This is a genomic window from Paenirhodobacter ferrireducens, from assembly GCF_004022265.1.
GTDB classification, from domain to species: domain Bacteria; phylum Pseudomonadota; class Alphaproteobacteria; order Rhodobacterales; family Rhodobacteraceae; genus Rhodobacter; species Rhodobacter ferrireducens.
Genome location: NZ_SAVB01000015.1, coordinates 1 through 24142 on the forward strand (window position 1 = coordinate 1; position 24142 = coordinate 24142).

Sequence of the window (24142 nt, forward strand, 5' to 3'; positions counted from 1 at the left end):
CCCCACGCCGCCCATGGCGGAAAGCCGCCCGCCGTGGTCTACTTCAACCAGATCGAAACCGACCAGCAGGCGCAGAGAGTAGCTTAAATCATCCCGGAAACTGTCCAAGGGATCGGGAGTAGCTCATCTCGCAGGCGCTCGCCAACCGTTCGACGTAGCCCAGCAATTCGCGCTCCAGCGCGGTCATCGCCTCCTCCATTCAGGGTCTCCTCTCCCGCAAGCAGGGCATCACCTGCCCCATCACCGTGCATTGACGCAGCTCCGCCGTCTCGGGCGGCAACAACAGGTAGCTCTCCCCCTCGATCTGCATCGACGGCCCCAGAAAGCCCAATCTGTCCGGGATCAACGCCCGGCTCCAAAGCCAGCTCAGCCCGATGCAGATCACCAAGTTCAGGAGGAAGATCCCCACCATCGCCCAGGGCGCGCGCCGCATCCCGCGCAAGATCTCTTGGCGCCGATTGTTCAGCACCTGCTCGTTCCACAGAAGGAAGCTCCGGGTATCGCTCTCGATTGTATCGCGCGCGTCGGTCGCAATGCTCTGCAAATCCTGCCTGAAGCGCGTCAGTTGAGACCGCATCGAGGCGGCGGCTTCCGCCCGGATCGTGTCCAGCTCCGCGTTCAGCTTCTCGCTCAGGCGCATCGGGCCCGGCTTGCCAGTCTTCATGGAAAATCTCCCCTTTCAGCCGCCAGCGCTCGCCGGTCTCCGGGTCCTTGACGGTGATGTAATCCTTGCCCTGGCGCGGCAGCTCGAAGCCCGCCTCGGTCAGCGCGGCGGCCATCTGGGCGCGATCCTCGATCAGACCCACAGATATCTGATCGAGGATCCAGCGCTGCAGCCCCTCGCGCCCCTCGGCCCTGTCGGGACGCTCCTGCACCCGCCGCACCTCCTGCGCGTGCGAGGCGTCCATCGGATCGGTCCAGCCGTGTGTCTCGTTCATCAGGTCGCGCAGGCTGTCGAAGGCGCGTTCATAGCCGGGCGGTGCGATATTGAGGCTCTTGCCGCTCTCCAGCTCCATGCGTGGCGTGCAGAAATGCAGCTCAACCCGCCCCTCATGGCTGTGGCGCACCCAGAGCATGTCGTAGCGGTCGGGGTCGAGCCCGGCGAAGGCCAGCTCTTCGAAGCGGTCCATGACCTGCTGTTGGTCGGCCTCGCTCGGCGCGTCCTCGGCGGTGAAGGCGATGACGCCGGCGCGATAGCTCCAGTCATGCGGGCAGGCGTCGATCAGCGCCTCAGTGCGCCCGGGATCGCCGCGCAGCACCTCGGGCAAGGGGGTGCGGATTACGGTCAGCGGCTGGCCATCGTCGCCCCGGATCAGATCTCGGTTTTCATCGTAAGCCAGCACCTCGCGCGCGACGAGATAGCCAACAGGCCCGGCCCCGGTGCCCTTGCCGTTCGGAAAGAACTTGATCAGCATCGCCGGTCTCCCTCGATCAGCCGGGCAAGCTGGCGCTCGATGGCGACCAGTTGCCGAGCGACCTGCAAGGCGTCGATCTGGCGGCTCTCGCCGGCACGCGCGGCCCGGTTGAGCCAGCGGGCGATCTGGTTGAGGTTGCCGCCGATCCGCCCCGCCGCCCGCACCAGCTCTGGCGCGGCGCGGGGGATCGGCTTGCGCCGGCGGACCTCGGTCAGGCCCAGAGCCTCGCGCAACAGATCGGCCGCCGACAGGCCCGCCGCTTCGGCCTTGGCCCGAAGCACGGCCTTTTCGGTCGGGGTGCAGCGAAAGACGAAGATTTCGCTCAGCCGCTCCTTGGCGGGGGCATCGCCCACGCCGGTGGGGTTCGAAGGGGAGGCTTGCCGCCCCTCGCAAGGTCCCCGGTCAGAAGCGTCCGCGTATGACAGGGGTCGCCTTGCTCTTTGCTCATAAGCCAAGCCTTTCATCTGAGAAACTGCCGCGGGACCGTTCACAACCGCACCCCAGCGCTCTCGATCTCAGCTCGCGATACGAGGCCACTCGCCAGCACCGCCCGGGCCTGTTTCGTGGTAATATGGCGGCAAACATAGTTTTGCCCCTTGATCCATCCCGCCAACTGTTCGAGCTGTCCTTCGAGGCTCTCCGCCGCGGCCTCGCTCTGAGCGCGAAGCGCCTCAGCATGCGCCTTCCAGCGTTCTTGACGAAACCAATTATCCGAGAAGCTGACTTTCGAGCGCGTGTAACCCGCGCTTTCCTGAGCATATGCCCGAACTGCGCTAGCGATTTCCGCCGCCGAACTGCCAGCATCGACCACTCGCCGGTAGGAGGCTTGGCAAAAAGCCTTCCCGCGCCGCCTATCCTCGGGGTAGCAGTGCCAGACCTTTTCAAATTCCGGATCCTCCTTGGCCTCGAGCGCGCTCGCGCGCGGAGGAGGTTTCTGGATGGTTTTAGGATGGTTTGGGGTCCGCTGTGGACCCGGTACCCCGTCCAGAGCGGACCCGGTTCTGGGTTCTCTCTGGACCCCGTCCGCTGAGAACCCCGTGTCGGTGGGGGGCTCATCGTCGGGTTCCGCGATGGGTTCGAGGCCCGAGATCGCCGACAACACGATCCGGTAAATCACGGTGTAGCCGTTCTTGCAGGCGCGGCGCCCGGTCTCGATCAGGATGCCTTCGTTTAGGAAATCGGTGATCGTTCGCTTGACCGTACTCTCGCCTAATTCGGTGTGACGCTGCACGGTGCCCTTGGAGCACCAGATCCCTGAACCGTCATCACTGGCCTTATCGGCCAGGAACATGATGATCTGCTTACGCACGGGGCTGCCGAATTTCCGCTCGGCACAGAGGTTCGCGACCTTCCAGCTCATGCTGCGCCCCACAAAATTCTAGGGCCAAACTGTGCAGGGTTTGTGCAAGCGTTCCCTGCGTGTTCCGCGTCAGAAGTCGGAAATTCACGTAGAACCCTGAAATCCGCAGCAGCGAATTTCGGATAAGGCACTGTAAAAACAAAGATAAATGGTGACCCCGACAGGACTTGAACCTGTAACCTGCCCCTTAGGAGGGGGCTGCTCTATCCAGTTGAGCCACGGGGCCACACCCGTCTCTTTTGCGAGGAAAACTGCCGAAACGCAAGCGCGCGGACAGGAAGAGCAGGGCGAAACTGCGGACATGAAAAGGGGGAGCGTTTTGGCCCACCGCTCCCCCCCTCAATTCCCTGCTGCGATCGGAGTCTACACGCGGCAGCTGTTCGGCTTCGGGTTTTTCGGAGTCTCGCCCGTTACCGTTATCGCTAACATAGCGCTTGCCAGCCGCTTGCGCAACGGAAATATTTGGCGCTAAGGATGAGAGGCATTCACGAAAGGTTTTCGATTGGCCCGCTTTCCAGCCGACCCGCGCCGCCCCCTGACCCTGCGTGACGTTTCCGAGGCCTCGGGGGTCTCCGAGATGACGGTCAGCCGCGTGCTGCGCAACCGCGGCGACGTGTCGGAAGCGACACGCGTGAAAGTGCTCGAAGCGGCGCGCACGCTCGGCTACGTGCCGAACAAGATCGCCGGCGCGCTGGCCTCACAGCGGGTGAATCTGGTCGGCGTGATCATCCCGTCGCTGTCGAACCTGGTCTTCCCCGAGGTGCTCTCGGGGATCTCGGCCGAGCTCGAGGACACCGGGCTGCAGCCGGTCGTGGGCGTCACCAACTACCGCCCCGACAAGGAAGAGGCCGTGCTCTACGAGATGCTGTCGTGGCGCCCCTCGGGGGTGATCATCGCCGGGCTCGAGCACACCGAGGCGGCGCGCGCGATGCTTGAAAACGCCGGCGTGCCGGTGGTCGAGATCATGGATGTCGACGGCGAGGGGGTCGACTCGGTCGTCGGCATCTCGCACCGCCGCGCCGGGCGGCACATGGCCGAGGCGATCGTCGCCGCGGGCTATCGCAAGATCGGCTTCCTCGGCACCAAGATGCCCGAGGACCACCGCGCCCGCAAACGCTTCGAGGGCTTCAGCGAGGGGCTCGCCGAGGCCGGTCTCGCGGTGAGTGACACCGAGTTCTACTCGGGCGGCTCGGCGCTGCTGAAGGGGCGCGAGATGACGCAGGCGATCCTCGCGCGCAACCCCGACCTCGATTTCCTCTATTACTCGAACGACATGATCGGCGCGGGCGGGCTCTTGTGGTGCCTCGAGAACGGCTATGACGTGCCCGAACGGCTGGGCCTTGCAGGGTTCAACGGCGTCGACCTGCTCGAGGGGCTGCCGCGGCGGCTGGCCACGATGGACGCCTGCCGGCGCGAGATCGGCCGCAAGGCCGCCGAGATCATCGCCGGGCGCCCGCACGGCGGCATGATCGGCGGCGAGGTGATCGAACTCGAACCCGTGCTGCAGCTGGGCGACACGATCCGCCGGCGCTAATCAGCGCCGCGCACTCCAGCTGAGCGAGGCATATTGCCGGGTATAGAACTCGCCCATCAGCCCGATCATCAAAAGCGCCAGCCCGACGATCAGCGAATAGTGCCAGTTCGAGAAATGCGGGTTGTAGTTGATGAAGGTGTAGCCGCGCGCCTGGTCGATGGTGTGGAACAGCGGGTTCCAGCTGAACAGCGCCAGCATCTTGTGGGTCAGGTTGTTCGCCACGAACATCTTGCCCGAGGCGATCATGTTGGCGCGGGAATAGACCGCCTGCACGATGCCGACGAACCCCGGCGCCCAGGGCTTGGCCGCAAGGAACACGAGCCCGAGCGCCACCCCGGTGAACCACGACAGCAGCACCATTCCCATCGCGCCGACCCAGTCATAGATCTCGATCGGCCCCCAGGCGGCGTGGTAGATGTAGAGCACCACCACCATCGACAGCACCTGCAGGTAAAGCGCGCTCAGCGCCGCGGCAGTGATCGAGACGGCGGTGGTCATCGGCGCGTGTTTCATCATCGCCGAGGTCGAGCTTTCGGCGCCGAACACCGCGCCCATCGCCTTGGTGTGGGTCAGGTAGAGGAAGATCCCGCTCATGATGTAGAGCAGAAAGTTGCCCCGGATCGCATTGCCGCGCATGCCGAGCACCGTGTACATCACGTAAAAGCTCACCACGAGCAGGAAGGTCTGCACCATGTTGCGCAGCAGACCGAGGATGGCATTGCCCTGCGAGCGACGGATATGGCGCACCGTCGCATGGTAGATCAGCTCCAGCAGACTGAAGGTCGACCCGAGGGTGCTCTTGCTGCGCTCCGCCCTGAACATGCTGCTGCCCTGCTCCCTGTGACGATTCTGGCGCGGAAAACTTGCCGATCCCTTGTCACTCACCTTAAGTTCTCGGACAGAGCATGGCAATTGGGCCCGGATGTGGCCGGAATGGAGTGTAAAATGGATTTCGACCGTCTGGTGACGATCATGCGCAGGCTCGCCCTCGAGGCCGGCGACAAGATCATGGAGATCTACACCTCCCCCGAATTCGAGGTGAAGTCGAAATCCGACAACTCTCCGGTCACCGAGGCGGACGAGGCCGCGGACGCGCTGATCTCGGAAGGGCTCGCCGAGGCTTTCCCGCAGATGGCCCTCATCACCGAGGAGCAGGCCGCCTCGCATGGCCAGCATGTCAGCACCTTCCTGATCGTCGATCCGCTCGACGGCACCAAGGAATTCGTCCAGCGCCGCGGCGATTTCACCGTCAACATCGCCTATGTCGAGGATGGTGTGCCGCTGCGCGGCGTGGTCTATGCGCCGGCGAAGGGGCGGCTGTTCTACACCCTCGCCGACGGCCGCTCGGTCGAGGAGGTCGGCCCCGTCTTCGCCAAGGACGCGCCCGGCGAGCAGCGCCCGATCACCGTCTCGGTGCCCGACAACCGCGGGCTGATGGTCGTCGCCTCGAAATCGCATCGCGACCAGGCGACGGATGACTACATCGCGCGCTATGCGGTGAAGGACATGACCTCGGCCGGCTCCTCGCTGAAGTTCTGCCTCGTCGCCACCGGCGAGGCCGATCTCTACCCGCGCCTCGGCCGCACCATGGAATGGGACACCGCGGCGGGCGATGCGGTGCTGCGCGGCGCCGGCGGCAAGATGGTCCGCTTCGAGGACCACGCCCCCTTCGTCTATGGCAAGGACGGCTTCGCCAATCCGTTCTTCATCGCCTATGCCCCCGGTGTGCTGCTGGCAAAGTGACCCGGTCTGCCGCGGCGTCACCCCGATTCGCCGCGGCAGTCCCAGCCCGCCGCAGGATGTGCCCCCCCCCACCGGAAGGTCTCCTTCCGGCAACAATGAGCTGAAATCCGCGGCTTTTTTCCTCAACTGATTTTTCCGCTCTGCAGCGCGCTTGAGAACCCGCCTGTTCTGGACGAGAATATCGCGGTGTCTACGCGAGCCGGCAGGCTCATATCAAAAAGGTGCATAATGAAACGCAAGGTCACGAAAGCGATTTTCCCTGTCGCCGGCCTCGGGACCCGCTTCCTCCCGGCGACCAAGGCGATCCCGAAAGAGATCCTGACCCTGGTCGACCGGCCGCTCATTCAATACGCGATTGACGAGGCCCGTGCGGCCGGCATCAAGGAATTCATCTTCGTGACCTCGCGCGGCAAGTCCGCCCTTGAAGACTATTTCGACGACGCCCCCGAACTCGAAGAGTCGCTGCGCAAGAAGGGCAAGACCGAGCTTCTCGAAGCGCTCCAGGCCACCAACATGGATTCCGGCGCCATCGCCTATGTCCGTCAGAACCGCCCGCTCGGCCTTGGCCACGCGGTGTGGTGCGCGCGCAAGCTCGTCGCCGACGAGCCCTTCGCAGTGATCCTGACCGATGACGTGATCGCCGCTGACACGCCCTGCCTGCAGCAGATGATGGAAGCCCATGCCGAAACCGGCGGCAACGTCGTCGCGGCGATGGAAGTGCCGATGGACAAGACCTCGTCCTACGGCATCCTCGACATCGAGAGCGAGAACGGCCAGATGGTCAAGGTGCGCCACATGGTCGAGAAGCCGAAGGCGGCAGAGGCGCCCTCGAACCTCGCCGTGATCGGCCGCTACATCCTGACGCCCGAGGTGATGAACAACCTCAACCAGAAGAAGGAAGGCGCCGGCGGCGAGATCCAGCTGACCGACGCGATCGCCGAGGAACTGACCAAGGGCAACCCGGTCTACGGCTTCCGCTTCCGCGGCCAGCGCTATGACTGCGGCTCGAAGGCCGGATTCCTGCAGGCGACGGTGGCCTTCGGCCTGGCGCGCCCCGACCTGCGCGATGAGTTCGCGGGCTTCCTCGGCGACATCATGGCGATGCAGAAGGCGGCCGAGTAAGCGACGATGGACAAGCACGTTCTGGTCACCGGCGGTGCCGGCTACATCGGCTCGCACGCCTGCAAGGCGCTGCGCGCGGTGGGCTATGTGCCCGTTACCTATGACAGCTTCGTCACTGGCTGGCGTGATGCGGTCAAGTTCGGCCCGCTCGAGGAAGGCGACCTTGCCGACCGCGCGCGGCTCGACGAGGTCTTTGCCAGATGGCAGCCGGTCGCGGTGATGCATTTCGCCGCACTCAGCCTCGTCGGCGAGTCGATGAAAGACCCCGGCAAATACTGGCGCGCGAACGTGCTTTCCTCGCTCACCCTGATCGAGGCGGCGGTCGCCGCCGGCTGCCTCGATTTCGTCTTCTCCTCGACCTGCGCCACCTATGGCGATCAGGACGGGGTGGTGCTGGACGAGACGACCCGGCAGATGCCGATCAACGCCTATGGCGGCTCGAAACGCGCGATCGAGGACATGCTGCGCGACTTCGGCGCCAGCCACGGGCTGCGCTCAGTGATCTTCCGCTACTTCAACGTGGCGGGCGGCGACCCGGAGGCCGAGGTCGGCGAATTCCACCGCCCCGAAACGCACCTGATCCCGCTGATGCTCGACGCGATCGACGGGCGGCGCCCGGCGCTGACCGTCTTCGGCTCGGATTATGCCACCCCCGACGGCACCTGCATCCGCGATTATGTCCATGTCTCGGATCTGGTCGACGCGCATGTGCTCGGGCTGAAATGGCTCGAGGCCGGCAAACCTTCCGAGGTGTTCTGCCTCGGCACCGGCAAGGGCTTCTCGGTGCGCGAGGTCATCGCGCAGTCGCGGGCGGTGACGAACCGCGACGTGCCGATCCTCGAGGGCGAGCGGCGGCCGGGCGATGCCGCGGTGCTGGTCTCGGGCTCGACCAAGGCGGTCAGCACGCTGGGCTGGACCCCGAAGCGCGCCGAGCTCGCGACGATGATCGCCGATGCTTGGCGCTGGCATCAGAGCGGCCATTATGAAAAATGACACCCCACGGGGGGTGCCATGACGTCATTTGCCGATCTGTGGCAGGCAGGGCGGCTGCGCGCGAAGCGCCGCTACCTGTTGGCCCGCGCGATCCGGCGGCGGCGACGTCATCTCACGTCGCGCGTCGACCGGACGGCGCAGATCCGCAAGGGGGATATCCTTCTCTTCGCCACGATCCGGAACGAGGCGGCGCGACTGCCGTTCTTCCTGCGCCATTACCGGGCGCTCGGGGTGAATCATTTCCTCTTCGTGGACAATGCCAGCACCGACGGCAGCATCGACGCGCTGGCGGCCGAACCCGACGTCTCGCTCTGGACGACCCGGGCAAGCTATCGCGGTTCCCGCTTCGGGATGGACTGGCTGAACGGGCTGCTCGCGCGATACGGCAGCGGGCACTGGTGCCTGACCGTCGACGCCGACGAGCTGTTGCTGATTCCGCATGGCGATCGCGCGACGCTGCGCGAGCTGACCGCGGCGCTTGATGCCCGCGGCCTGCCGATGATGGCGGCGATGATGCTCGACCTTTATCCCGAGGGGCCGCTGTCCACCGCCCATGCCGCGCCCGGCGAAGACCCGACACAGGCCCTGCCGCTTTTCGATGCCGAGGGCTACGACTGGGAATACCAGCGGAAATTCGGCAATATCTCGATCCGCGGCGGAGTCCGGCAGCGGGTCTTCTTCGCCGACGCCCCGGACCGCGCCCCGCATCTGCACAAGACCCCGCTCATCCGCTGGCACTGGCGCTATGCCTATGTCAGCTCGACCCATATCGCTCTGCCGCGGCGGCTGAATGCGGGCTTCGACGCGCGCCTCGACGCACCGACCGGGGTGCTTTTGCACACCAAGTTCCTGGGCGAGGTGATCGCGAAATCGCGCGACGAGAAGCTGCGGCGCGAGCATTTCACCCATGCCGAGCGCTATGATGGTTACTATGACGGGATCATCGCCGATCCGGTCCTGTGCGATGCGCAGTCGCACCGGCTCTCCGACTGGCGTGACCTCGAGGCGCTCGGACTGATGACGCGGGGCAACTGGTCCGGGCCAAACCGTTGACCGCACTGAGGCAATTGTTTACGCGCCGGCCGGGAGCGCCTATTCTGCCAAGGATTTGATGAGGCTGGGCGGGATGGGCAGGCAACAGCGGAAAAGGTTTCCGATCCGGAAACTGTTTACCCTGTTTCAATAGCACTCCGTCCGACATTGCCTCCTGTGCAGCTTGCTGGGTGAGAGACGGTCGGTGAACCTGAGAAGCCTATATCGCCTGAGGATGGAGCGCCGGCGACGTCAGTTGCGCGCATTCCGCAAGCGGCGGGAGCTGACCACCGTCATCGACCGCACCAAGGCGATTGCGCCCTCTGACATCCTCGCCTTCGTCACCCTGCGCAACGAACGCATCCGCCTGCCCTATTTCCTGCGTTACTATCGCAATCTGGGCATCAGGCATTTCCTGATCGTCGACAACGGCTCGGACGACGGCTCGGCCGCCTATCTCGAGGCGCAGGAGGATGTCTCGCTGTGGAGCACCGGGGCAAGCTACAAGGCCGCGTCCTTCGGCGTCGACTGGCTCAACCACCTGCTGCGCCATTACGGCACCGGGCACTGGACGCTGACCGTCGATCCGGACGAATTCTTCGTCTACCCGTTTTGCGACACCCGCCCGATCGAGGCGCTGACCGACTGGCTCGACACCTACGACATCCGCTCCTTCCCGGCGATGCTGCTCGACATGTATCCGAAGGGGCCGATCGACGCCGTGCCCTATCGCGAAGGCCAGAATCCCTTCGAGATCGCCGCCTGGTTCGACGCCGGCAACTACACGATCGAACGCAACTGGTATTTCCAGAACCTGTGGATCCAGGGCGGGCCGCGGGCGCGGATGTTCTTCTCGAAGACGCCCGAGGCGGCGCCCTCGCTGAACAAGATCCCGCTGGTGAAATGGGAGCGCGACTTCGTCTTCGCCTCCTCGACCCACATGCTGCTGCCGCGCGGGCTGAACATGGTCTATGATGAATGGGGCGGCGAAAAAGCCTCGGGCTGCCTGCTGCACGCGAAGTTCCTCTCGCCGCTGACCGCCAAGGTGGCGGAAGAGATGAAACGGCGCGAGCATTATTCCGGCTCACGCGAATATGCCGCCTATCAGGAGACCCTAAGCACCGAGCCGGACCTGTGGACGAAATGGTCCGAGAAATACATCAACTGGCGCCAGCTCGAGATTCTCGGGCTCATGTCGAAGGGCAACTGGGCGTGAGGGGGCGGCGGTGACAGTCGGGTTCGTGATGATGTGCCACACGGCGCTGCACCGGGCGGCAGAGGTCGCGCGCTACTGGGCCGAAAGTGGCGCGCCGGTGGTGATCCACGTCGACGCACGGGTGCCGGCAAAGGACTATGCCGCGCTCGGCAAAAGCCTGGCAGACCTCGACACCGTCTCGTTCTCGAAGCGCTACAAGTGCGAATGGGGCACCTTTTCCCTGGTCGCCGCGGCACAGTCGGGGGCCGAGCAGATGCTTGCCCGCCACGCCGAAGTGCGCCATGTCTTCCTTGCCTCGGGCTCGTGCCTGCCACTACGCCCGGTCGAGGAGCTGGTCGCCTATCTCGATGCCCGCCCGCACACCGATTTCATCGAAAGCGTCACCACCGCCGAGGTCGGCTGGACGGTGGGCGGCATGGACATGGAGCGCTTCACCCTGCGCTTCCCGTTTTCCTGGAAGACGCAGCGCCGGCTTTTTGACCGCTATGTCGATTTCCAGCGCCGCATCGGCGTCAAGCGGCGACTGCCCGCGGGGCTCGTGCCGCATCTGGGCAGCCAGTGGTGGTGCCTGACCAGGCAGACGCTGAGCGCGATCCTCGAAGACCCGGACCGGCCGATGTACGACCGCTTCTTCAAGCGCGTCTGGATCCCCGACGAAAGCTATTTCCAGTCGCTCGCCCGGCTTTACGCCACCAGCATCGAAAGCCGCTCGCTGACGCTGTCGAAGTTCGACTATCAGGGCAAGCCGCACATCTTCTACGACGATCACCTGCAGCTCCTGCGCCGCTCGGACTGCTTCGTCGCGCGCAAGATCTGGCCCAAGGCCGACCGGCTCTACGCCACCTTCCTTAGCCCCCGCGCCGCCATCAGCCCGCCGGCCGAGCCGAACCCGGCGAAGATCGACCGGCTGTTCTCGAAGGCGGTCGAGCGACGCACCAAGGGCCGGCCGGGGCTTTACATGCAAAGCCGATTCCCGCGCCAGGACCATGAAAACGGCAAGACCTCGGCGCCCTACTCGGTGTTTCAGGGCTTTTCCGATCTTTTCGAAAACTTCGAGGGCTGGCTGTCGAAATACGTCGTCGCCCGCGTGCACGGCCATCTCTTCGGCCCCGACCGGGTCGAGTTCGGCGGCGGCGAGACGATGTTCAGCGGCTGCCTCTCCGACAGCGCCAAGTTGCGTGACTACAACCCGCGCGGCTTCCTCGCCAACCTGATCTGGAACGCGCGGGGCGAGCGGCAGTGCTTCATGTATTCGCCGCGCGACAACCAGTCGATCGACTGGTTCACCGCCACCGATCCGAATGCGCAGATCTCGGTGATCAGCGGAGCCTGGGCGGTGCCGCTGTTCCGCTCGAACCGCAACTTCCGCGACATCCGGCGCGAGGCGGCGCGGCTGCAGCGGATCGAGACCTATCACCTCGACATCCTGCGCTCGATGTATGTGAAGGCCCGGGTGCGGATCTGGACCATGGCCGATTTCATTGAGAACCCGATGGAGCCGCTGCAGACGATCATCGACGAGATCAGCCCGCGCAGCACCCGCCGGCTGACCGAGGCGCCGCAGATGGTTGACCTGACCGGCTTCGGCCAGTTCCTGCAGAACCTGAAGAACCAGGGCATGCAGCCGCGCCTGATGGGCGACTTCCCGGTGGGCGATGACCCGCATCCGAAACACACGCGCCGCGGGCGCCCCTATCTGGTGAAATGACATGGCCTCCTTCGACAGCTTCGTGATCTTTGCCGAGATGCGTACCGGCTCAAATCTGCTCGAGGCGGCGCTGAACCTGCTTGACGGCGTCAGCTGCCATGGCGAGCCGTTCAACCCCGAGCTGATCGGCTATCCGAAGAAGACATCGCTCCTCGGCGTCAGCCGGGCAGAGCGCGATGCCGACCCGCTGGTGCTGTGGGAGCGGATCCGCACGGCGCCGGGGCTGAATGGCTGCCGCTACTTCCACGATCACGACGCGCGCGTGCTGAGCGCCATGCTGGACGATCCGCGCTGCGCCAAGATCGTGCTGACCCGCAACCCGATCGAGAGCTATGTCAGTCTGCAGATCGCCCGCGCCACCGGGCAGTGGAAGCTGGGCGATGCCAGGAACCGCAAGGCGGCCCGCACCGCCTTCGACGCCGCGGACTTCGAAACGCACCTGGCCGAGCTGCAGGGGTTCCAGGTGATGCTGATGCATGCGCTGCAGGTGTCGGGGCAAAGCGCTTTCTATATCGACTACGAGGACGCGCAGGATCTTGCGGTGCTGAACGGGCTCGCCGCCTGGCTGGGCGTCGAGGGGCGGCTGAGCGCCCTGCCCTCGAGCCTTGTGGTGCAGAACCCCGAGGCGCTCGAGGAGAAGGTGACGAACTTCCCGGAGATGGAAGCCTCGCTTGCCCGGATGGACCGCTTCAACCTGTCGCGCACGCCGAACTTCGAGCCGCGCCGCGGCCCGAACGTGCCGGGCTTCATCGGCTCTGAGGCGGGGCTGCTCTACATGCCGCTGCGCCCGACCGCGGACGGGCCGCTGCGTGCCTGGCTTGGCGGGCTTGGGGCGCTGACCGAAGATTTCTCGCAAAAGACCCTGCGGCAATGGAAGCGCCAGCACCCCGGGCACCGCAGCTTCACCGTGCTGCGCCATCCGCTTTTGCGCGCCCATCTCGCCTTTGCCGCGGTGCAGAGCTGGAACAACATGGCCGGGATCCGCACCGTGCTGCGCGACACCTACAAGCTGCCGCTACCCGCCGAAGGCAAGACCCTGCCCGCCGCCGACTGGGCCGACGGGCTCGAGGCCTTCCTGATCTGGCTGAAATCGAACCTGAACGCGCAAACGAGCCTGCCGGTGCACGCGCTCTGGGCCAGCCAGTCGGCCACGCTGCAGGGCTTTGCCCAGATCTCGCCGCCCGATCTCGTCGCGCGCGAAGACCAGCTCGCCGGGGATCTGGCCTATCTCGCCCACGCCGCCGGGGTCGAGGCGCCGGCCTTCGTGGCGCAGGACGGCGACACCGCGCCGGTGAAACTTGCCCAGATCTGGACCCCGTCATTGGAAAAAGCCGCGCGTGAGGCTTACACGCGCGACTTCATGCAGTTCGGATTTTCGGACTGGAAGGTGGCCTGACTCAGGCCGCCTGCGCACCCTGCGCCGCGGTCAGCACCGCGTGCAGCGCCGCCGGGTCGGTGTTCGCCCGCAGCTTGGCGCAGGTCTCGGCGTTGCGCATCGTGCGCGACACCAGCGCCAGTGCCTTCAGATGTTCGACCCCGGAATCCTTCGGCGCGAACAACGCGAAGACGAGGTCGACCGGCTGCCGGTCGACCGCGTCGAAATCGAGCGGCTTCTCGAGCCGCAGGAACACGCCGATCACCGTCTTCAGCCCGTGCAGACGCGCATGCGGCAGCGCCACACCATGCCCCACGCCGGTGGGGCCAAGGGTTTCACGCTCCTGCAGCGCGTCCACGGTCTGGATCGCATCCAGCCCGTAGGCTGAATGCGCGATGTCGCCAAGGTCCTGGAACAGGCGCTTCTTGCTCGTCACGGTGGCCAGCACCTTGACGGCATCCGGCTTGAGCAATGTCGAAAGATCCATCTGTCCTTTTTCTGCGCCCGTCATGGATCAGACGCTCACTTGCTGTGGCGCGGGTCAATCCAGCCAACGTGACCGTCGTCACGACGGTAGACGACGTTGACCCCGCCATGTTTCTCGTTGCGGAAGACGAGCAGCGGCTTCGAAGCGAGCTCCATCTGCATCACCGCCTCGCCGACCGAGATCGTGGGGACGCGCGTCTCCATCTCGGCGACGATGACCGGGGTCAGGCTTTCGTCCTCGGCCGTCGCGTCGTCTTCATCCGAGGCGAGCACATACAGATCCGCGGCACCGAATTCAACCGGCTCCGAACGTTCCTTGTGGTGGTCCTTCAGGCGGCGCTTGTGGCGACGCAGCTGCTTGTCCATCTTCTCACGGCACGCTTCGAAGGCCGCATAGACCTCGGTGGCGCGCCCGCTGGCGGAAGCGGTGAGACCGGTGGACAGGTGCACCGTGGCCTCGCAGATGTATTCATGCGCATTGCGCGAAAAGACGACAGTCGCATCGGTCGGACGCTGCATGTACTTGTCCACGGTCTCGCCCAGTTCGGACTTCACATGGCTTTGCAGCGCTTCCCCGATATCGATCTGTTTGCCGCTGATCTGGTAACGCATGGCTTCTCCTTCACGTCAGTGACCTGCAAGCGGGACGATGCGTCCACGCGGCAGGCTGGTTAAATCCTTGGGGGAACTGCCACATTGCACCGATGAAGCAAAGCCCCAAAGGTGCCGGGTTTGAAGCGGCGCGCTCGCTCGGGAAAGGGGGCGGTGTTCACGCATTTGTCTCATTTGGGAACGGAACGGCGGGGGTGTCAACGGGGGACCTACGCCGCGCCGCAGCACCCCTCAGGAGATATGGAAATTCTCGCCCAGATAAACCCGGCGGACGTTCTCGTCGCGCACCACCTCATCGGTCGTTCCGGACATCAAAACCTGACCATCGTGCAGGATATAGGCCCGTTCGACGATCTCCAGCGTCTCGCGCACGTTGTGATCGGTGATCAGCACGCCGATGCCGCGTTCCTTGAGGTGCGACACCAGAGCGCGGATCTCGCTCACCGCGATCGGGTCGACGCCGGCAAAAGGTTCATCGAGCAGCAGATATTTCGGATCGGCGGCGAGGCAGCGGGCAATCTCCACCCGGCGCCGCTCGCCGCCCGAGAGCGCCAGCGCCGGCGCCTGGCGCAGATGCGCGATCGAGAAGTCGCCAAGCAGCTCCTCGAGCCGCTCGCGCCGCCGGTGCGGCTCGGGCACGGCAATCTCGAGAATCGCCATGATGTTCTGCTCGACCGTCAGGCCGCGGAAGATAGAGGCCTCCTGCGGCAGATAGCCGATGCCCATGCGGGCGCGGCGATACATCGGCAGGCCGGTGGCCTCGCGCCCGTCGATTGTCACCTTGCCCGAGTCGGGGCTGATCAGCCCGGCGATGGCGTAGAAGCAGGTGGTCTTGCCCGAGCCGTTCGGGCCGAGCAGCGCCACCACCTCGCCGCGCTCGAGATGCAGCGACACATCGCGCAGCACCAGCCGCTTGCGATAGCTCTTGCGCAGATTGATGACGCGCAGCCCGCCCGCTTCGGCCGGTGCCGTCAGGCCGAGATCCGCAACCGGATCAAGATCGGTCATTTCTTCGCCTCCGGCTGCAGGATGGTGCGCACCCGCCCGTCCATCTGGCCGGTGCCGGTCTTCAGATCGACGGTCAGCTTCTGGCCCGACATCACGTTCTGGCCCTGGGTCAACAACACGTCGCCGGTCATCACCACATTCGAAGCGGCGACGTCATAGACCGCCTCCTTCGCCTCGGCGGCCTCGGCGGGCGACACCAGCGTCACCCCGCCCGTCGCATGCATGCGGGTGATCTTGCTGCGGTCCTTCGGGTCATATTCGACATCCACCACCGCCGCCTTCAGCCGCATGCCGCCCTGCACCACCAGCACGTTGCCGGTGAAGGTGGCGCTGCCGTCGGCCTGGTTCACGGCAAGGCTGTCGGCCGTCACCTCGACCGGAGCCTTGGCATCGGCGCGGATGCCGCCAAGCGCGATCTGCTGGGCAAGCACCGGCCCGGGCAGGAACGCAAGGCACAGCAGGACGGCGGGAACGGCGGAGAAACGCATCGGAACCTCATCATTGCGGCTGATATACCAGCTTCACGCCGCCGTTGAAAACCAGATCATAGGGCGCCTCGGCGGTGGCGCGCGACATCTGCATCGCCCCCGAGGTGATGGTGCCATAGGGCGCCTCGGCCGAGACCGCACCGGGCGCCACCAGGGTCGAGCGGTCGGTCGCCAGGTCGACGGCGGCCGTGCTCATCCGGTAGCCGGTCGAGGTCTGCACCGCGACGCCGTCGCTCAGGTGGATCTGCCCCGCCTGCGGGTCGATCACCCCCGCCTTCGCGGTCACGTCGGTCACCAGGCCGTCCTTCGCCTCGATCTTGGCGACGATCGCCTGCGCGCTGGCGCCGGAGCCGCCCTTCGCACCGGGAAAGGCGGTCTTCGCCTTCACCGTGATCGACGCACCATCCTCGGTCAGCCCCGAATATTCGGGGGTGGTCAGCCGCGGCTCGTTCGCCAGCTCGGTCACGTCGACATTCGCATAGGGCGTGGCGGTGGTCGGATCGACCTTGTCGGAGAACAGGAACAGCGTCGACAACAGCGCCAGCGCCGCGAGCGGCAGGGCCACCTTGGCCAGGGCCACGAGCCGCGAATGGCGGTTGTCGAACACCATCAGACCACTCCGGCGCGCAGACAGTCGTGGATGTGCAGAATGCCGACCGGGCGCCGCCCGTCGACGGCGAAGAGGCAGGTGATCTTGCGCTCGTTCATCACCGCGACGGCAGCCTCGGCCAGCACCCCCGGCGTGATGGTGCGCGGATTGCGGGTCATCACCTCGGCCGCGCTGTGGTCGAGCAGCCCCGCCATGTGGCGGCGCAGGTCGCCGTCGGTGATGATGCCGACCAGATCGCCCCGCGCGTCAGTGACGCCGACGACGCCAAACCCCTTGCGCGAGATCTCGAGCAGCACCTCCGACATCGGCGTCATCTCACCGACCAGCGGCATGTCCGTGTGCATCAGGTCGGAGACCTTCGACAGCTTCGCACCGAGCTTGCCGCCCGGGTGGAAGGTGCGGAACATCTCGGGGGTGAAGTGGCGATGCTCCATCAGCGCCACCGCAATCGCATCGCCAAGCGCCAGCGTCATCGTCGTCGAGGTGGTGGGCACCACGCCCGAGCCGCAGGCCTCGGGCGCCTGCGGCAGCACGAGGGCCACGTCCGACTGCCGCAGCAGCGTCGACTCGGGCCGGCTTGCCACGCCGATCAGCGGGATCGAGAAGCGCCGGGTGTGGGCGATCATGTCGGCGAGCTCGGGCGTCTCGCCCGAATTCGACAGCATCAGCGCCACGTCGTCACGGGTGACCATGCCAAGGTCGCCATGGCTTGCCTCGGCCGGGTGGACGAATTGCGCCGGCGTGCCGGTCGAGGCGAAGGTCGCCGCGATCTTGCGCGCGATATGGCCCGACTTGCCCATGCCCGAGACGATCACCCGGCCCTTCGCCTTCAGGATCGTCTCGACCGCGCGGGCAAAGCTGTCGTCAAGGCTGGCGGCCAGCGCCGTCAGCCCCTCGGCCTCGATCGCGATGACCTTGCGGCCGGTGGCCAGATAATCAGTGGTGGAAGATGTCATTGGGCTCGTCCCACCCCATCAGGTCGAGCCGCGCGCGCGCCGGCAGGAAATCGAAACAGGCCTGCGCCAGCTCGGTCCGGCCCTCGCGGGCCAGCCGCTTCACCAGCTCGGCCTTCAGCGCGTGCAGATAGAGCACGTCGGAGGCGGCATAATCGAGCTGCGCCGGGGTCAGCTCGGCCGCGCCCCAGTCCGAGGTCTGCTGCTGCTTCGAGACATCGACGCCCACCAGCTCCTGCAGCAGATATTTCAGCCCGTGCCGGTCGGTGAAGGTGCGCACCATGCGCGAGGCGATCTTTGTGCAGAACACCGGCGCCGTCACCACGCCAAAGGCGTTGTACAGCGCGGCGATGTCGAAGCGACCGAAATGAAACAGCTTTTCCACCGCCGGATCGGCCAGCATCGCACACAGCCGCGGCGCCTCGGTCTGCCCCTTGGCGATCTGCACGAGATGCGCGTTGCCGTCACCCGAGGACATCTGCACAAGGCAGAGCCGGTCGCGGCGCGGATCGAGCCCCATCGTTTCGGTGTCGATCGCGACCACCGGACCGAGGTCGAGCCCCTCGGGCAGGTCGTTCTTGTGCAGATGGATGGCCACGCCGGTCCCCCTCGATACTGTCTTGCGAGATATAGGCGGTATCAAGCGCCTTTGCCACCGGACCGCAAGGGCACGCCACCAGAAAAGGCCGTGACCGGCGGTTTCGGGCCGTGCCGCCGCCGGCCGGGTCCGCACAATGTCATTCAAATCGGATGCAAAAGCCTCGTTTCCGCCACATTCCGCTCAGCCGCTGTTAACGGCGACAGGGGCATCATTCCGCCTTGGCGAACACGGGGGATCGCAGGATGGCGGAGGTCAGACTCACCCATCTGGGGACCGAAAGAGCGGCGGGCGACACCTGGCTCGAGGGGATCACCGATCTCGTCGTCGAGCCCGGGCCCGACGGGCCCCGGGTCCTCTCCGTCACCCGCCCCGGCAACGGGCTCGGCCTCGCGGTGTGGGAGCTCGACACGGCCGGCGACGGGCTCGATCTGGTCAGCAGCAAGCCCCTGGCCGGCGCCGCCGTGACCGGGGTGGAGCCGGCGATCGAGGTGGTCTCCTTCGATGGCGAAAGCGAGGTCGTCACCCTCACCGGCGTCGGCGGGAACGGCCTGACCGGAGTCACGATCGACGATGCCGGCACCCTCGGCGCCAGCACGCGCAGTTTCGCCACCACCGCCCTGCCCCCGGGCCTGTCCGAGATCGAGCTGGTCGAGGTCGGCACCCGCCGCTTCGCCTTCGGCGCGGTGCATGGCTCGGACGGGCTCGAGCGCTGGCAGGTCGGGGCGGATGGCACGCTTGGCGACCGCGTCACCCTGTCGAGCACGGCAATCGGCGGGGCCACCGGGATGACCAGCCTCGGGCAGGTGCGGATCGACGGCACCCCCTATCTGCTGGCGGGCTTCGACGGCGCCACCGCCTTCGCCGTCTATTCCGTCGGGCCGAACGGCGCCGTCACCCAGACCGCGCGGCTCGACGTGACGAGCGGCCTCGGCATCGCCGGCGCGGTGCAGATGCAGACGACGACGGTCGCCGGTATCACCTATGCGGTGCTCACCGGCGCCACCTCGAACAGCCTGAGCGTGGTCGAGATCACGGCAACCGGCGCCCTTGTCGCGCATGACCATGTGATCGACGATCTCGGCACCCGCTTTGCCAATGCCTCACACCTCGCGATCACCGAGGTGAACGGGCAAAGCTTCATCGCCGTCAGCGGATCGGACAACGGCGTCAGCCTGTTCCAGCTGCTGCCCGGCGGCTATCTGCTGCTGCTCGACACCATGGCCGACAGCGCCGACATGACGCTGGACGCGATCTCGGCGCTGGCGATGACCGCGACCGACGAGGCGGTGCAGATCCACGTGGCGAGCGGCACCGAGGCCGGGATCACCACGCTCGAGGCGACGCTCGGTCCGCTTGGCGCGACGATCCTCGGCAGCCGCGGCGCCGACACGCTTTCGGGGGCCGGCGCCGGGCGCAACGTGATCGACGGCGGCGCCGGCAACGACCGGATCGAGGCCGGCAGCGACGGCGCCGTGCTGCTCGACGGCACCGGCACCGACACGCTGATCGGCGGTGCCGGCACCGACATCTTCGTGCTGTCGCCCGACGGGATGCGCAACGTCATCACCGGCTTCGACATCGCCAACGACCGCATCGACCTGTCGCTCTGGCCGATGCTGCGCTCGGTCTCGCAGCTGACGATCACCGAGACCGCGACCGGCGCCACGATCACCTTCGGCCGCGAGAGCCTGACCATCGTCTCGCGCGATGGCCGGCCGATCGGCGTTGCGGCCCTTGTCGCGGACGGCATCATCAGCATCGCGCATTACCTGCCCGAGGATCCGGACGACACCACCGGACCCGCGCCCGCCACGTCCGTCTCCGAGGTGCTGGGAGACGATCTGGCCAATCGCATCGAAGGCAGCAGTGGACCCGACCGGCTCGACGGACGCGGCGGCGACGACACCTTGTTTGGCGGCCCCGGCAACGACGTCCTCATCGGCGGCGCCGGCGCCGACCGCATGGTGGGGGGGAACGGCTCGGACCGATATTGGGTCGACGCCCCGGGCGACGTGATCGTCGAACGGGCCGGCGCGCCCGGGACCGACACGGTGATGAGCAGCATCACCTACCGGCTGAACAACTTCGCCGATGTCGAGAACCTGACCCTGACCGGAACCCGCAACCTGAACGGCTTCGGCAATGCGCTGGCGAATGTGCTCACCGGCAATGACGGCGACAATCGCCTCGAGGGCTGCCGGGGGAACGACACCCTGATCGGCGGGGATGGCAACGATACGCTCGGCGGCGGCTCCGGCGCCGACCGCATGGCGGGCGGGAACGGCTCGGACCGATATTGGGTCGACAACCCGGGCGACCGGGTCATCGAGCAGGCCGGCGCGCCCGGGACCGACACGGTGATGAGCAGCATCACCTACCGGCTGAACAACTTCGCCGATGTCGAGAACCTGACCCTGACCGGAACCCGCAACCTGAACGGCTTCGGCAATGCACTGGCGAATGTGCTCACCGGCAATGATGGCGACAACTATCTTGCCGGGCGCAACGGAGACGACACCCTGATCGGCGGCGGCGGAAACGATTCCCTCTTCGGCGGCGCCGGAAACGACCGGCTGTTCGGCGGCGCCGGCAACGACACGCTGATCGGCGGCGCCGGCGTCGACCGCATGGTGGGCGGGACCGGATCAGATCAGTTCGTCGTCGACTCGACGGATGACGTGATCGTCGAGGCGCCCCGCTGGCGGGGCACGGACACCATCCTCAGCAGCGTCACCTACCGGCTGAACAACGTTGCCCATATCGAAAACCTGACCCTGACCGGGGCAGCCGATCTGGACGGTTTCGGCAATGCGCTGGCCAATGTGCTCACCGGCAACGCGGGCGATAATCGGCTCGAGGGCTGCCGGGGGAACGACACCCTGATCGGCGGGGATGGCACCGACACGCTGGTCGGCGGCTCCGGCGCGGATGCCTTCGTCTTCGACGAAAGGCCGGGCGGGATGAATGTCGACACCATCCTCGACTTCGAACCCGGACGCGACCGGCTGATGATGCGCATGGCCGTCTTCACCGGCATCGGCGCCGGCCGGCTTGGCAACGCGCTTTTCGCCGAGGGCACGGAGGCCCGGGACGCCAATGTCCGGTTCTTCTACGATCACGACAGCGGCGAACTCTGGTACGATCCGGACGGAACCGGCGACATCCGCGCGCAGCTGGTGGCCGAGTTCACCACCCACCCCGACCTCCATGCCGCGGATATCTTCCTGCTCTGACCGGCACGGCACGCACAGAAACCGCCGGAACCGGGCAGCCACGCCCGAAAGATGGTGGCCTCGACGGTCAGTGCGCCGCAATCCGGCGCCGGCCGGGGCCGATGCCGCAGAAATGCCGCAGGCCGAGACGGATTTCGCCGCAATTCCCCTCCCCAATGAGACAGCCGGATGCTAGCCCTTTAGGTGATGCCGCATTTGCCCGGCCACCACCTGATCTTGAAAACGGGTCTTTGAACACATGTCTGGAAGAAAAATTGCAGTCGCCGGCATCGGCTATGTCGGCCTTTCGAATGCGGTGCTGCTGGCGCAGCGCAACCGGGTCCGCGCCCTCGATGTCGATCCGGCGCGGGTAGAGATGCTGAACGCCCGCAAAAGCCCGATCATCGACACCGAGCTTGAAAACTACCTCGCCGAGAAACCGCTCGACCTGATGGCGACGACCGACCCGGCCGTGGCCTTTGAGGATGCCGAGTTCGTCATCGTCGCGACGCCGACGAACTACGATCCGACCACCAACTATTTCGACACCTCCTCGGTCGAGGCGGTGGTGAAGGAGGCGCTCGCGATCGCGCCTGCGGCGACGATCATCATCAAGTCGACGATCCCGGTGGGCTACACCGGGCGGCTGAACGCCAAGCTCGGCACCGACCGCATCCTCTTCAGCCCCGAATTCCTGCGCGAGGGCCGCGCGCTTTACGACAATCTGCATCCGTCGCGGATCGTGGTCGGCGAACGCTCGGACCGGGCCGCCGCCTTTGCCGGACTGCTGAAGGAAGCCGCGCTCGACCCGGATGTGCCCGTGCTGCTCACCGATTCCGCCGAAGCCGAGGCGATCAAGCTGTTCGCCAACACCTTCCTCGCGCTGCGCGTCGCCTACTTCAACGAGCTCGACAGCTATGCGATGTCGCTTGGCATGGATTCGCGTCAGATCATCGACGGCGTCTGCCTCGACCCGCGGATCGGCGACTATTACAACAACCCCTCCTTCGGCTATGGCGGCTACTGCCTGCCGAAGGACAGTAAGCAGCTTCTGGCGAACTATGCGCATGTGCCGCAGAACCTGATTCAGGCGGTGGTCGATGCGAACCGCACCCGCAAGGACTTCATCGCCGAGCAGATCCTTGCCAGGAAGCCGAAGCGCGTCGGCGTCTACCGGCTGGTGATGAAGGCGGGGTCGGACAATTTCCGGCAAAGCTCGATCCAGGGGATCATGAAGCGGATCAAGGCGAAGGGCGTCGAGGTCATCGTCTACGAACCGGCGATGAAGGACGCAGAGTTCTTCGGCTCGCGGGTGACGCATGACCTGGCCGAGCTGAAGGCCTCGTCGGACCTGATCCTGGCGAACCGGATGGTGCCCGAACTCAGTGACGTCGCCGACAAGGTCTTCACCCGCGACCTCTTCGGCGCCGACTGAGCCCCCCGGACGACATGCAAAAGGGGCAGCCGGCAGGCTGCCCCTTCGTCATTTCCGCAAGGATCAGAGGCTCGCGTCCAGCGCTGCAAGGATCTTCGCGCCCATTTCGGTGGTCGAGACCGGGGTGCCGCCCTCGGGGCCCATCAGATCCGCGGTGCGCACGCCATCGGCCAGCACCTTCTCGACCGCCTTCTCGAGACGGGTGGCCTCATCGCCCTGGTCGAAGCTGTAACGCAGCGCCATCGCAAAGCTGAGGATGCAGGCGATCGGGTTCGCCTTGCCCTGGCCGGCGATGTCGGGGGCCGAGCCGTGCACGGGCTCGTACATCGCCTTCGGCCGGCCGTTCGCCATCGGCGCGCCGAGCGAGGCCGAGGGCAGCATGCCGAGCGAGCCGGTCAGCATCGCGGCGCAGTCGGACAGGATGTCGCCGAACAGGTTGTCGGTCAGGATCACGTCGAACTGTTTCGGCCGGCGCACCAGCTGCATCGCGCAGTTGTCGGCATACATGTGGCTCAGCTCGATCTCGGGATATTCGGCGTCGCGGATCGCGGTGACGACTTCGCGCCACAGGATGCCCGATTCCATCACATTCGCCTTCTCGACCGAGGTCACGCGGTTGTCGCGGCGCTTGGCAAGTTCAAAGGCCGAACGGGCGACGCGGGCGATCTCGCTTTCGGTGTAGCGCTGCGTGTTCAGGCCGACGCGCTCGCCGTTCTCCTCGAAGATGCCGCGCGGCTGTCCGAAATAGACGCCCGAGGTCAGTTCGCGCACGATCATGATATCGAGCCCGGCGACCAGGTCCTTCTTCAGCGAGCTGAAGTCGGCGAGCGCGTCGAAGCACTGCGCCGGACGCAGGTTCGCGAACAGGTCCATCTCCTTGCGCAGGCGCAGCAGGCCACGCTCGGGCTTCACCGAGAAGTCGAGCACGTCGTATTTCGGGCCGCCCACGGCGCCCAGCATGACCGCGTCCACTTCCTGTGCCTTGGCCATGGTCTCGTCGGTAAGCGGCACGCCATGCGCGTCATAGGCGGCGCCGCCGACGAGATCCTCGGTCACATCGAAGGCAAGGCCGCGCTTGTCGCCGTACCAGGTGATGATCTTCTTCACCTCGTCCATGACTTCGGGGCCGATGCCGTCGCCGGCAAGGATCAGGATAGAGGGGTTCGACATGCTTTCCTCCCATAGAAAAAAGGGTTGCAAGCGGCCTAGCGAATGCCCCGCCCGGGGTCAAGCGCAGCC

22 protein-coding genes and 1 tRNA gene are annotated in these 24142 nt (G+C 65.9%); 10 read left to right on the forward strand and 13 right to left on the reverse strand.

Going from position 1 to position 24142, the window contains the following annotated elements; all coding sequences use genetic code 11:
- Positions 1 to 83 precede the first annotated feature (83 nt).
- The 4 genes from EOW65_RS11390 to EOW65_RS11405 all read right to left on the reverse strand — a co-directional run bounded on the left by EOW65_RS11390 (position 84) and on the right by EOW65_RS11405 (position 3001).
- On the reverse strand, positions 84 to 1415 hold the full coding sequence (locus EOW65_RS11390) for a relaxase family protein (RefSeq protein WP_128149525.1): 1332 nt from the start codon (positions 1413 to 1415) through the stop codon (positions 84 to 86).
- Positions 1409 to 1768: a plasmid mobilization protein gene (locus EOW65_RS11395; RefSeq protein WP_240664649.1), complete on the reverse strand. Its 360-nt coding sequence runs from the start codon at positions 1766 to 1768 to the stop codon at positions 1409 to 1411. The genes EOW65_RS11390 and EOW65_RS11395 overlap by 7 nt, the downstream gene beginning before the upstream one ends.
- Before the next feature lie 134 nt (positions 1769 to 1902).
- Positions 1903 to 2775, reverse strand: a complete 873-nt coding sequence (locus EOW65_RS11400) for a hypothetical protein (protein WP_128149527.1) — start codon at positions 2773 to 2775, stop codon at positions 1903 to 1905.
- Between the two features lie 149 nt (positions 2776 to 2924).
- Positions 2925 to 3001, reverse strand: a tRNA-Arg gene (locus EOW65_RS11405).
- 276 nt (positions 3002 to 3277) lie between these two features.
- On the opposite strand from EOW65_RS11405, the gene EOW65_RS11410 reads away from it, so the two are divergent.
- A complete protein-coding gene (locus EOW65_RS11410; RefSeq protein WP_128149529.1) occupies positions 3278 to 4309 on the forward strand; it encodes a LacI family DNA-binding transcriptional regulator in 1032 nt (343 codons plus the stop codon).
- Here EOW65_RS11410 and EOW65_RS11415 read toward each other — a convergent pair whose 3' ends face one another.
- On the reverse strand, positions 4310 to 5131 hold the full coding sequence (locus tag EOW65_RS11415) for an ABC transporter permease (protein ID WP_128149531.1): 822 nt from the start codon (positions 5129 to 5131) through the stop codon (positions 4310 to 4312). It lies immediately after the preceding gene.
- A 123-nt stretch (positions 5132 to 5254) separates the two neighbouring features.
- Here EOW65_RS11415 and cysQ point away from each other — a divergent pair, with 123 nt between their 5' ends.
- The 7 genes from cysQ (at position 5255) to EOW65_RS11450 (ending at position 13519) form a co-directional block, all read left to right on the forward strand.
- The gene (gene cysQ / locus EOW65_RS11420; RefSeq protein ID WP_128149533.1) at positions 5255 to 6052 is read left to right on the forward strand and encodes a 3'(2'),5'-bisphosphate nucleotidase CysQ; all 798 of its coding nucleotides are present in this window, start codon (positions 5255 to 5257) and stop codon (positions 6050 to 6052) included.
- 228 nt (positions 6053 to 6280) lie between these two features.
- Positions 6281 to 7174, forward strand: a complete 894-nt coding sequence (gene galU, locus EOW65_RS11425) for a UTP--glucose-1-phosphate uridylyltransferase GalU (protein WP_164880077.1) — start codon at positions 6281 to 6283, stop codon at positions 7172 to 7174.
- 6 nt (positions 7175 to 7180) lie between these two features.
- Positions 7181 to 8167 carry a UDP-glucose 4-epimerase GalE gene (gene galE, locus EOW65_RS11430; protein ID WP_128149535.1) on the forward strand — a complete coding sequence of 329 codons (987 nt, stop codon included), beginning with the start codon at positions 7181 to 7183 and terminating at the stop codon, positions 8165 to 8167.
- Between the two features lie 18 nt (positions 8168 to 8185).
- On the forward strand, positions 8186 to 9220 hold the full coding sequence (locus tag EOW65_RS11435) for a glycosyltransferase family 2 protein (RefSeq protein WP_128149537.1): 1035 nt from the start codon (positions 8186 to 8188) through the stop codon (positions 9218 to 9220).
- Positions 9221 to 9434: 214 nt separating this feature from the next.
- A complete protein-coding gene (locus EOW65_RS11440; protein WP_206364061.1) occupies positions 9435 to 10415 on the forward strand; it encodes a glycosyltransferase family 2 protein in 981 nt (326 codons plus the stop codon).
- A 10-nt stretch (positions 10416 to 10425) separates the two neighbouring features.
- Positions 10426 to 12123, forward strand: coding sequence for a DUF5927 domain-containing protein (locus EOW65_RS11445; protein ID WP_128149539.1), 1698 nt, complete (start codon positions 10426 to 10428; stop codon positions 12121 to 12123).
- 1 nt (position 12124) lies between these two features.
- A complete protein-coding gene (locus tag EOW65_RS11450; RefSeq protein ID WP_128149541.1) occupies positions 12125 to 13519 on the forward strand; it encodes a nodulation protein NodH in 1395 nt (464 codons plus the stop codon).
- A gap of 1 nt (position 13520) precedes the next feature.
- Here EOW65_RS11450 and EOW65_RS11455 read toward each other — a convergent pair whose 3' ends face one another.
- The 7 genes from EOW65_RS11455 to EOW65_RS11485 all read right to left on the reverse strand — a co-directional run bounded on the left by EOW65_RS11455 (position 13521) and on the right by EOW65_RS11485 (position 18253).
- A complete protein-coding gene (locus tag EOW65_RS11455; RefSeq protein WP_128149543.1) occupies positions 13521 to 13985 on the reverse strand; it encodes a PTS sugar transporter subunit IIA in 465 nt (154 codons plus the stop codon).
- Between the two features lie 35 nt (positions 13986 to 14020).
- Complete coding sequence (gene hpf, locus EOW65_RS11460) at positions 14021 to 14596, reverse strand: ribosome hibernation-promoting factor, HPF/YfiA family (RefSeq protein ID WP_113898433.1); 576 nt, start codon at positions 14594 to 14596, stop codon at positions 14021 to 14023.
- 231 nt (positions 14597 to 14827) lie between these two features.
- Positions 14828 to 15604, reverse strand: a complete 777-nt coding sequence (gene lptB / locus EOW65_RS11465; RefSeq protein WP_113898432.1) for an LPS export ABC transporter ATP-binding protein — start codon at positions 15602 to 15604, stop codon at positions 14828 to 14830.
- A complete protein-coding gene (lptA, locus tag EOW65_RS11470; protein WP_128149545.1) occupies positions 15601 to 16092 on the reverse strand; it encodes a lipopolysaccharide transport periplasmic protein LptA in 492 nt (163 codons plus the stop codon). Before lptA ends, lptB begins: the two co-directional genes overlap by 4 nt.
- Before the next feature lie 10 nt (positions 16093 to 16102).
- Complete coding sequence (locus EOW65_RS11475; RefSeq protein WP_128149547.1) at positions 16103 to 16702, reverse strand: LPS export ABC transporter periplasmic protein LptC; 600 nt, start codon at positions 16700 to 16702, stop codon at positions 16103 to 16105.
- A complete protein-coding gene (locus EOW65_RS11480) occupies positions 16702 to 17658 on the reverse strand; it encodes a KpsF/GutQ family sugar-phosphate isomerase (protein ID WP_128149549.1) in 957 nt (318 codons plus the stop codon). The genes EOW65_RS11475 and EOW65_RS11480 overlap by 1 nt, the downstream gene beginning before the upstream one ends.
- A complete protein-coding gene (locus EOW65_RS11485; RefSeq protein ID WP_128149551.1) occupies positions 17639 to 18253 on the reverse strand; it encodes a ribonuclease D in 615 nt (204 codons plus the stop codon). The genes EOW65_RS11480 and EOW65_RS11485 overlap by 20 nt, the downstream gene beginning before the upstream one ends.
- A gap of 245 nt (positions 18254 to 18498) precedes the next feature.
- On the opposite strand from EOW65_RS11485, the gene EOW65_RS20395 reads away from it, so the two are divergent.
- Positions 18499 to 21489, forward strand: coding sequence for a calcium-binding protein (locus EOW65_RS20395; protein WP_128149553.1), 2991 nt, complete (start codon positions 18499 to 18501; stop codon positions 21487 to 21489).
- Between the two features lie 238 nt (positions 21490 to 21727).
- On the forward strand, positions 21728 to 22903 hold the full coding sequence (locus EOW65_RS11495) for a nucleotide sugar dehydrogenase (RefSeq protein WP_128149555.1): 1176 nt from the start codon (positions 21728 to 21730) through the stop codon (positions 22901 to 22903).
- Between the two features lie 63 nt (positions 22904 to 22966).
- On the opposite strand, the gene leuB is transcribed toward EOW65_RS11495, so the two are convergent.
- Positions 22967 to 24073: a 3-isopropylmalate dehydrogenase gene (gene leuB / locus EOW65_RS11500; protein ID WP_128149557.1), complete on the reverse strand. Its 1107-nt coding sequence runs from the start codon at positions 24071 to 24073 to the stop codon at positions 22967 to 22969.
- Positions 24074 to 24142: the final 69 nt, after the last annotated feature.

Bases quoted from the DNA above. Each gene is read 5' to 3' on its own strand.
- EOW65_RS11390 (WP_128149525.1), bottom strand. From the start codon at position 1,415: ATGCTGATCAAGTTCTTTCCGAACGGCAAGGGCACCGGGGCCGGGCCT.
- EOW65_RS11400 (WP_128149527.1), bottom strand. From the start codon at position 2,775: ATGAGCTGGAAGGTCGCGAACCTCTGTGCCGAGCGGAAATTCGGCAGC.
- EOW65_RS11415 (WP_128149531.1), bottom strand. From the start codon at position 5,131: ATGTTCAGGGCGGAGCGCAGCAAGAGCACCCTCGGGTCGACCTTCAGT.
- cysQ (WP_128149533.1), top strand. From the start codon at position 5,255: ATGGATTTCGACCGTCTGGTGACGATCATGCGCAGGCTCGCCCTCGAG.
- galU (WP_164880077.1), top strand. From the start codon at position 6,281: ATGAAACGCAAGGTCACGAAAGCGATTTTCCCTGTCGCCGGCCTCGGG.
- galE (WP_128149535.1), top strand. From the start codon at position 7,181: ATGGACAAGCACGTTCTGGTCACCGGCGGTGCCGGCTACATCGGCTCG.
- EOW65_RS11435 (WP_128149537.1), top strand. From the start codon at position 8,186: ATGACGTCATTTGCCGATCTGTGGCAGGCAGGGCGGCTGCGCGCGAAG.
- EOW65_RS11440 (WP_206364061.1), top strand. From the start codon at position 9,435: ATGGAGCGCCGGCGACGTCAGTTGCGCGCATTCCGCAAGCGGCGGGAG.
- EOW65_RS11450 (WP_128149541.1), top strand. From the start codon at position 12,125: ATGGCCTCCTTCGACAGCTTCGTGATCTTTGCCGAGATGCGTACCGGC.
- EOW65_RS11455 (WP_128149543.1), bottom strand. From the start codon at position 13,985: ATGGATCTTTCGACATTGCTCAAGCCGGATGCCGTCAAGGTGCTGGCC.
- hpf (WP_113898433.1), bottom strand. From the start codon at position 14,596: ATGCGTTACCAGATCAGCGGCAAACAGATCGATATCGGGGAAGCGCTG.
- lptB (WP_113898432.1), bottom strand. From the start codon at position 15,604: ATGACCGATCTTGATCCGGTTGCGGATCTCGGCCTGACGGCACCGGCC.
- lptA (WP_128149545.1), bottom strand. From the start codon at position 16,092: ATGCGTTTCTCCGCCGTTCCCGCCGTCCTGCTGTGCCTTGCGTTCCTG.
- EOW65_RS11475 (WP_128149547.1), bottom strand. From the start codon at position 16,702: ATGGTGTTCGACAACCGCCATTCGCGGCTCGTGGCCCTGGCCAAGGTG.
- EOW65_RS11480 (WP_128149549.1), bottom strand. From the start codon at position 17,658: ATGACATCTTCCACCACTGATTATCTGGCCACCGGCCGCAAGGTCATC.
- EOW65_RS20395 (WP_128149553.1), top strand. From the start codon at position 18,499: ATGGCGGAGGTCAGACTCACCCATCTGGGGACCGAAAGAGCGGCGGGC.
- EOW65_RS11495 (WP_128149555.1), top strand. From the start codon at position 21,728: ATGTCTGGAAGAAAAATTGCAGTCGCCGGCATCGGCTATGTCGGCCTT.
- leuB (WP_128149557.1), bottom strand. From the start codon at position 24,073: ATGTCGAACCCCTCTATCCTGATCCTTGCCGGCGACGGCATCGGCCCC.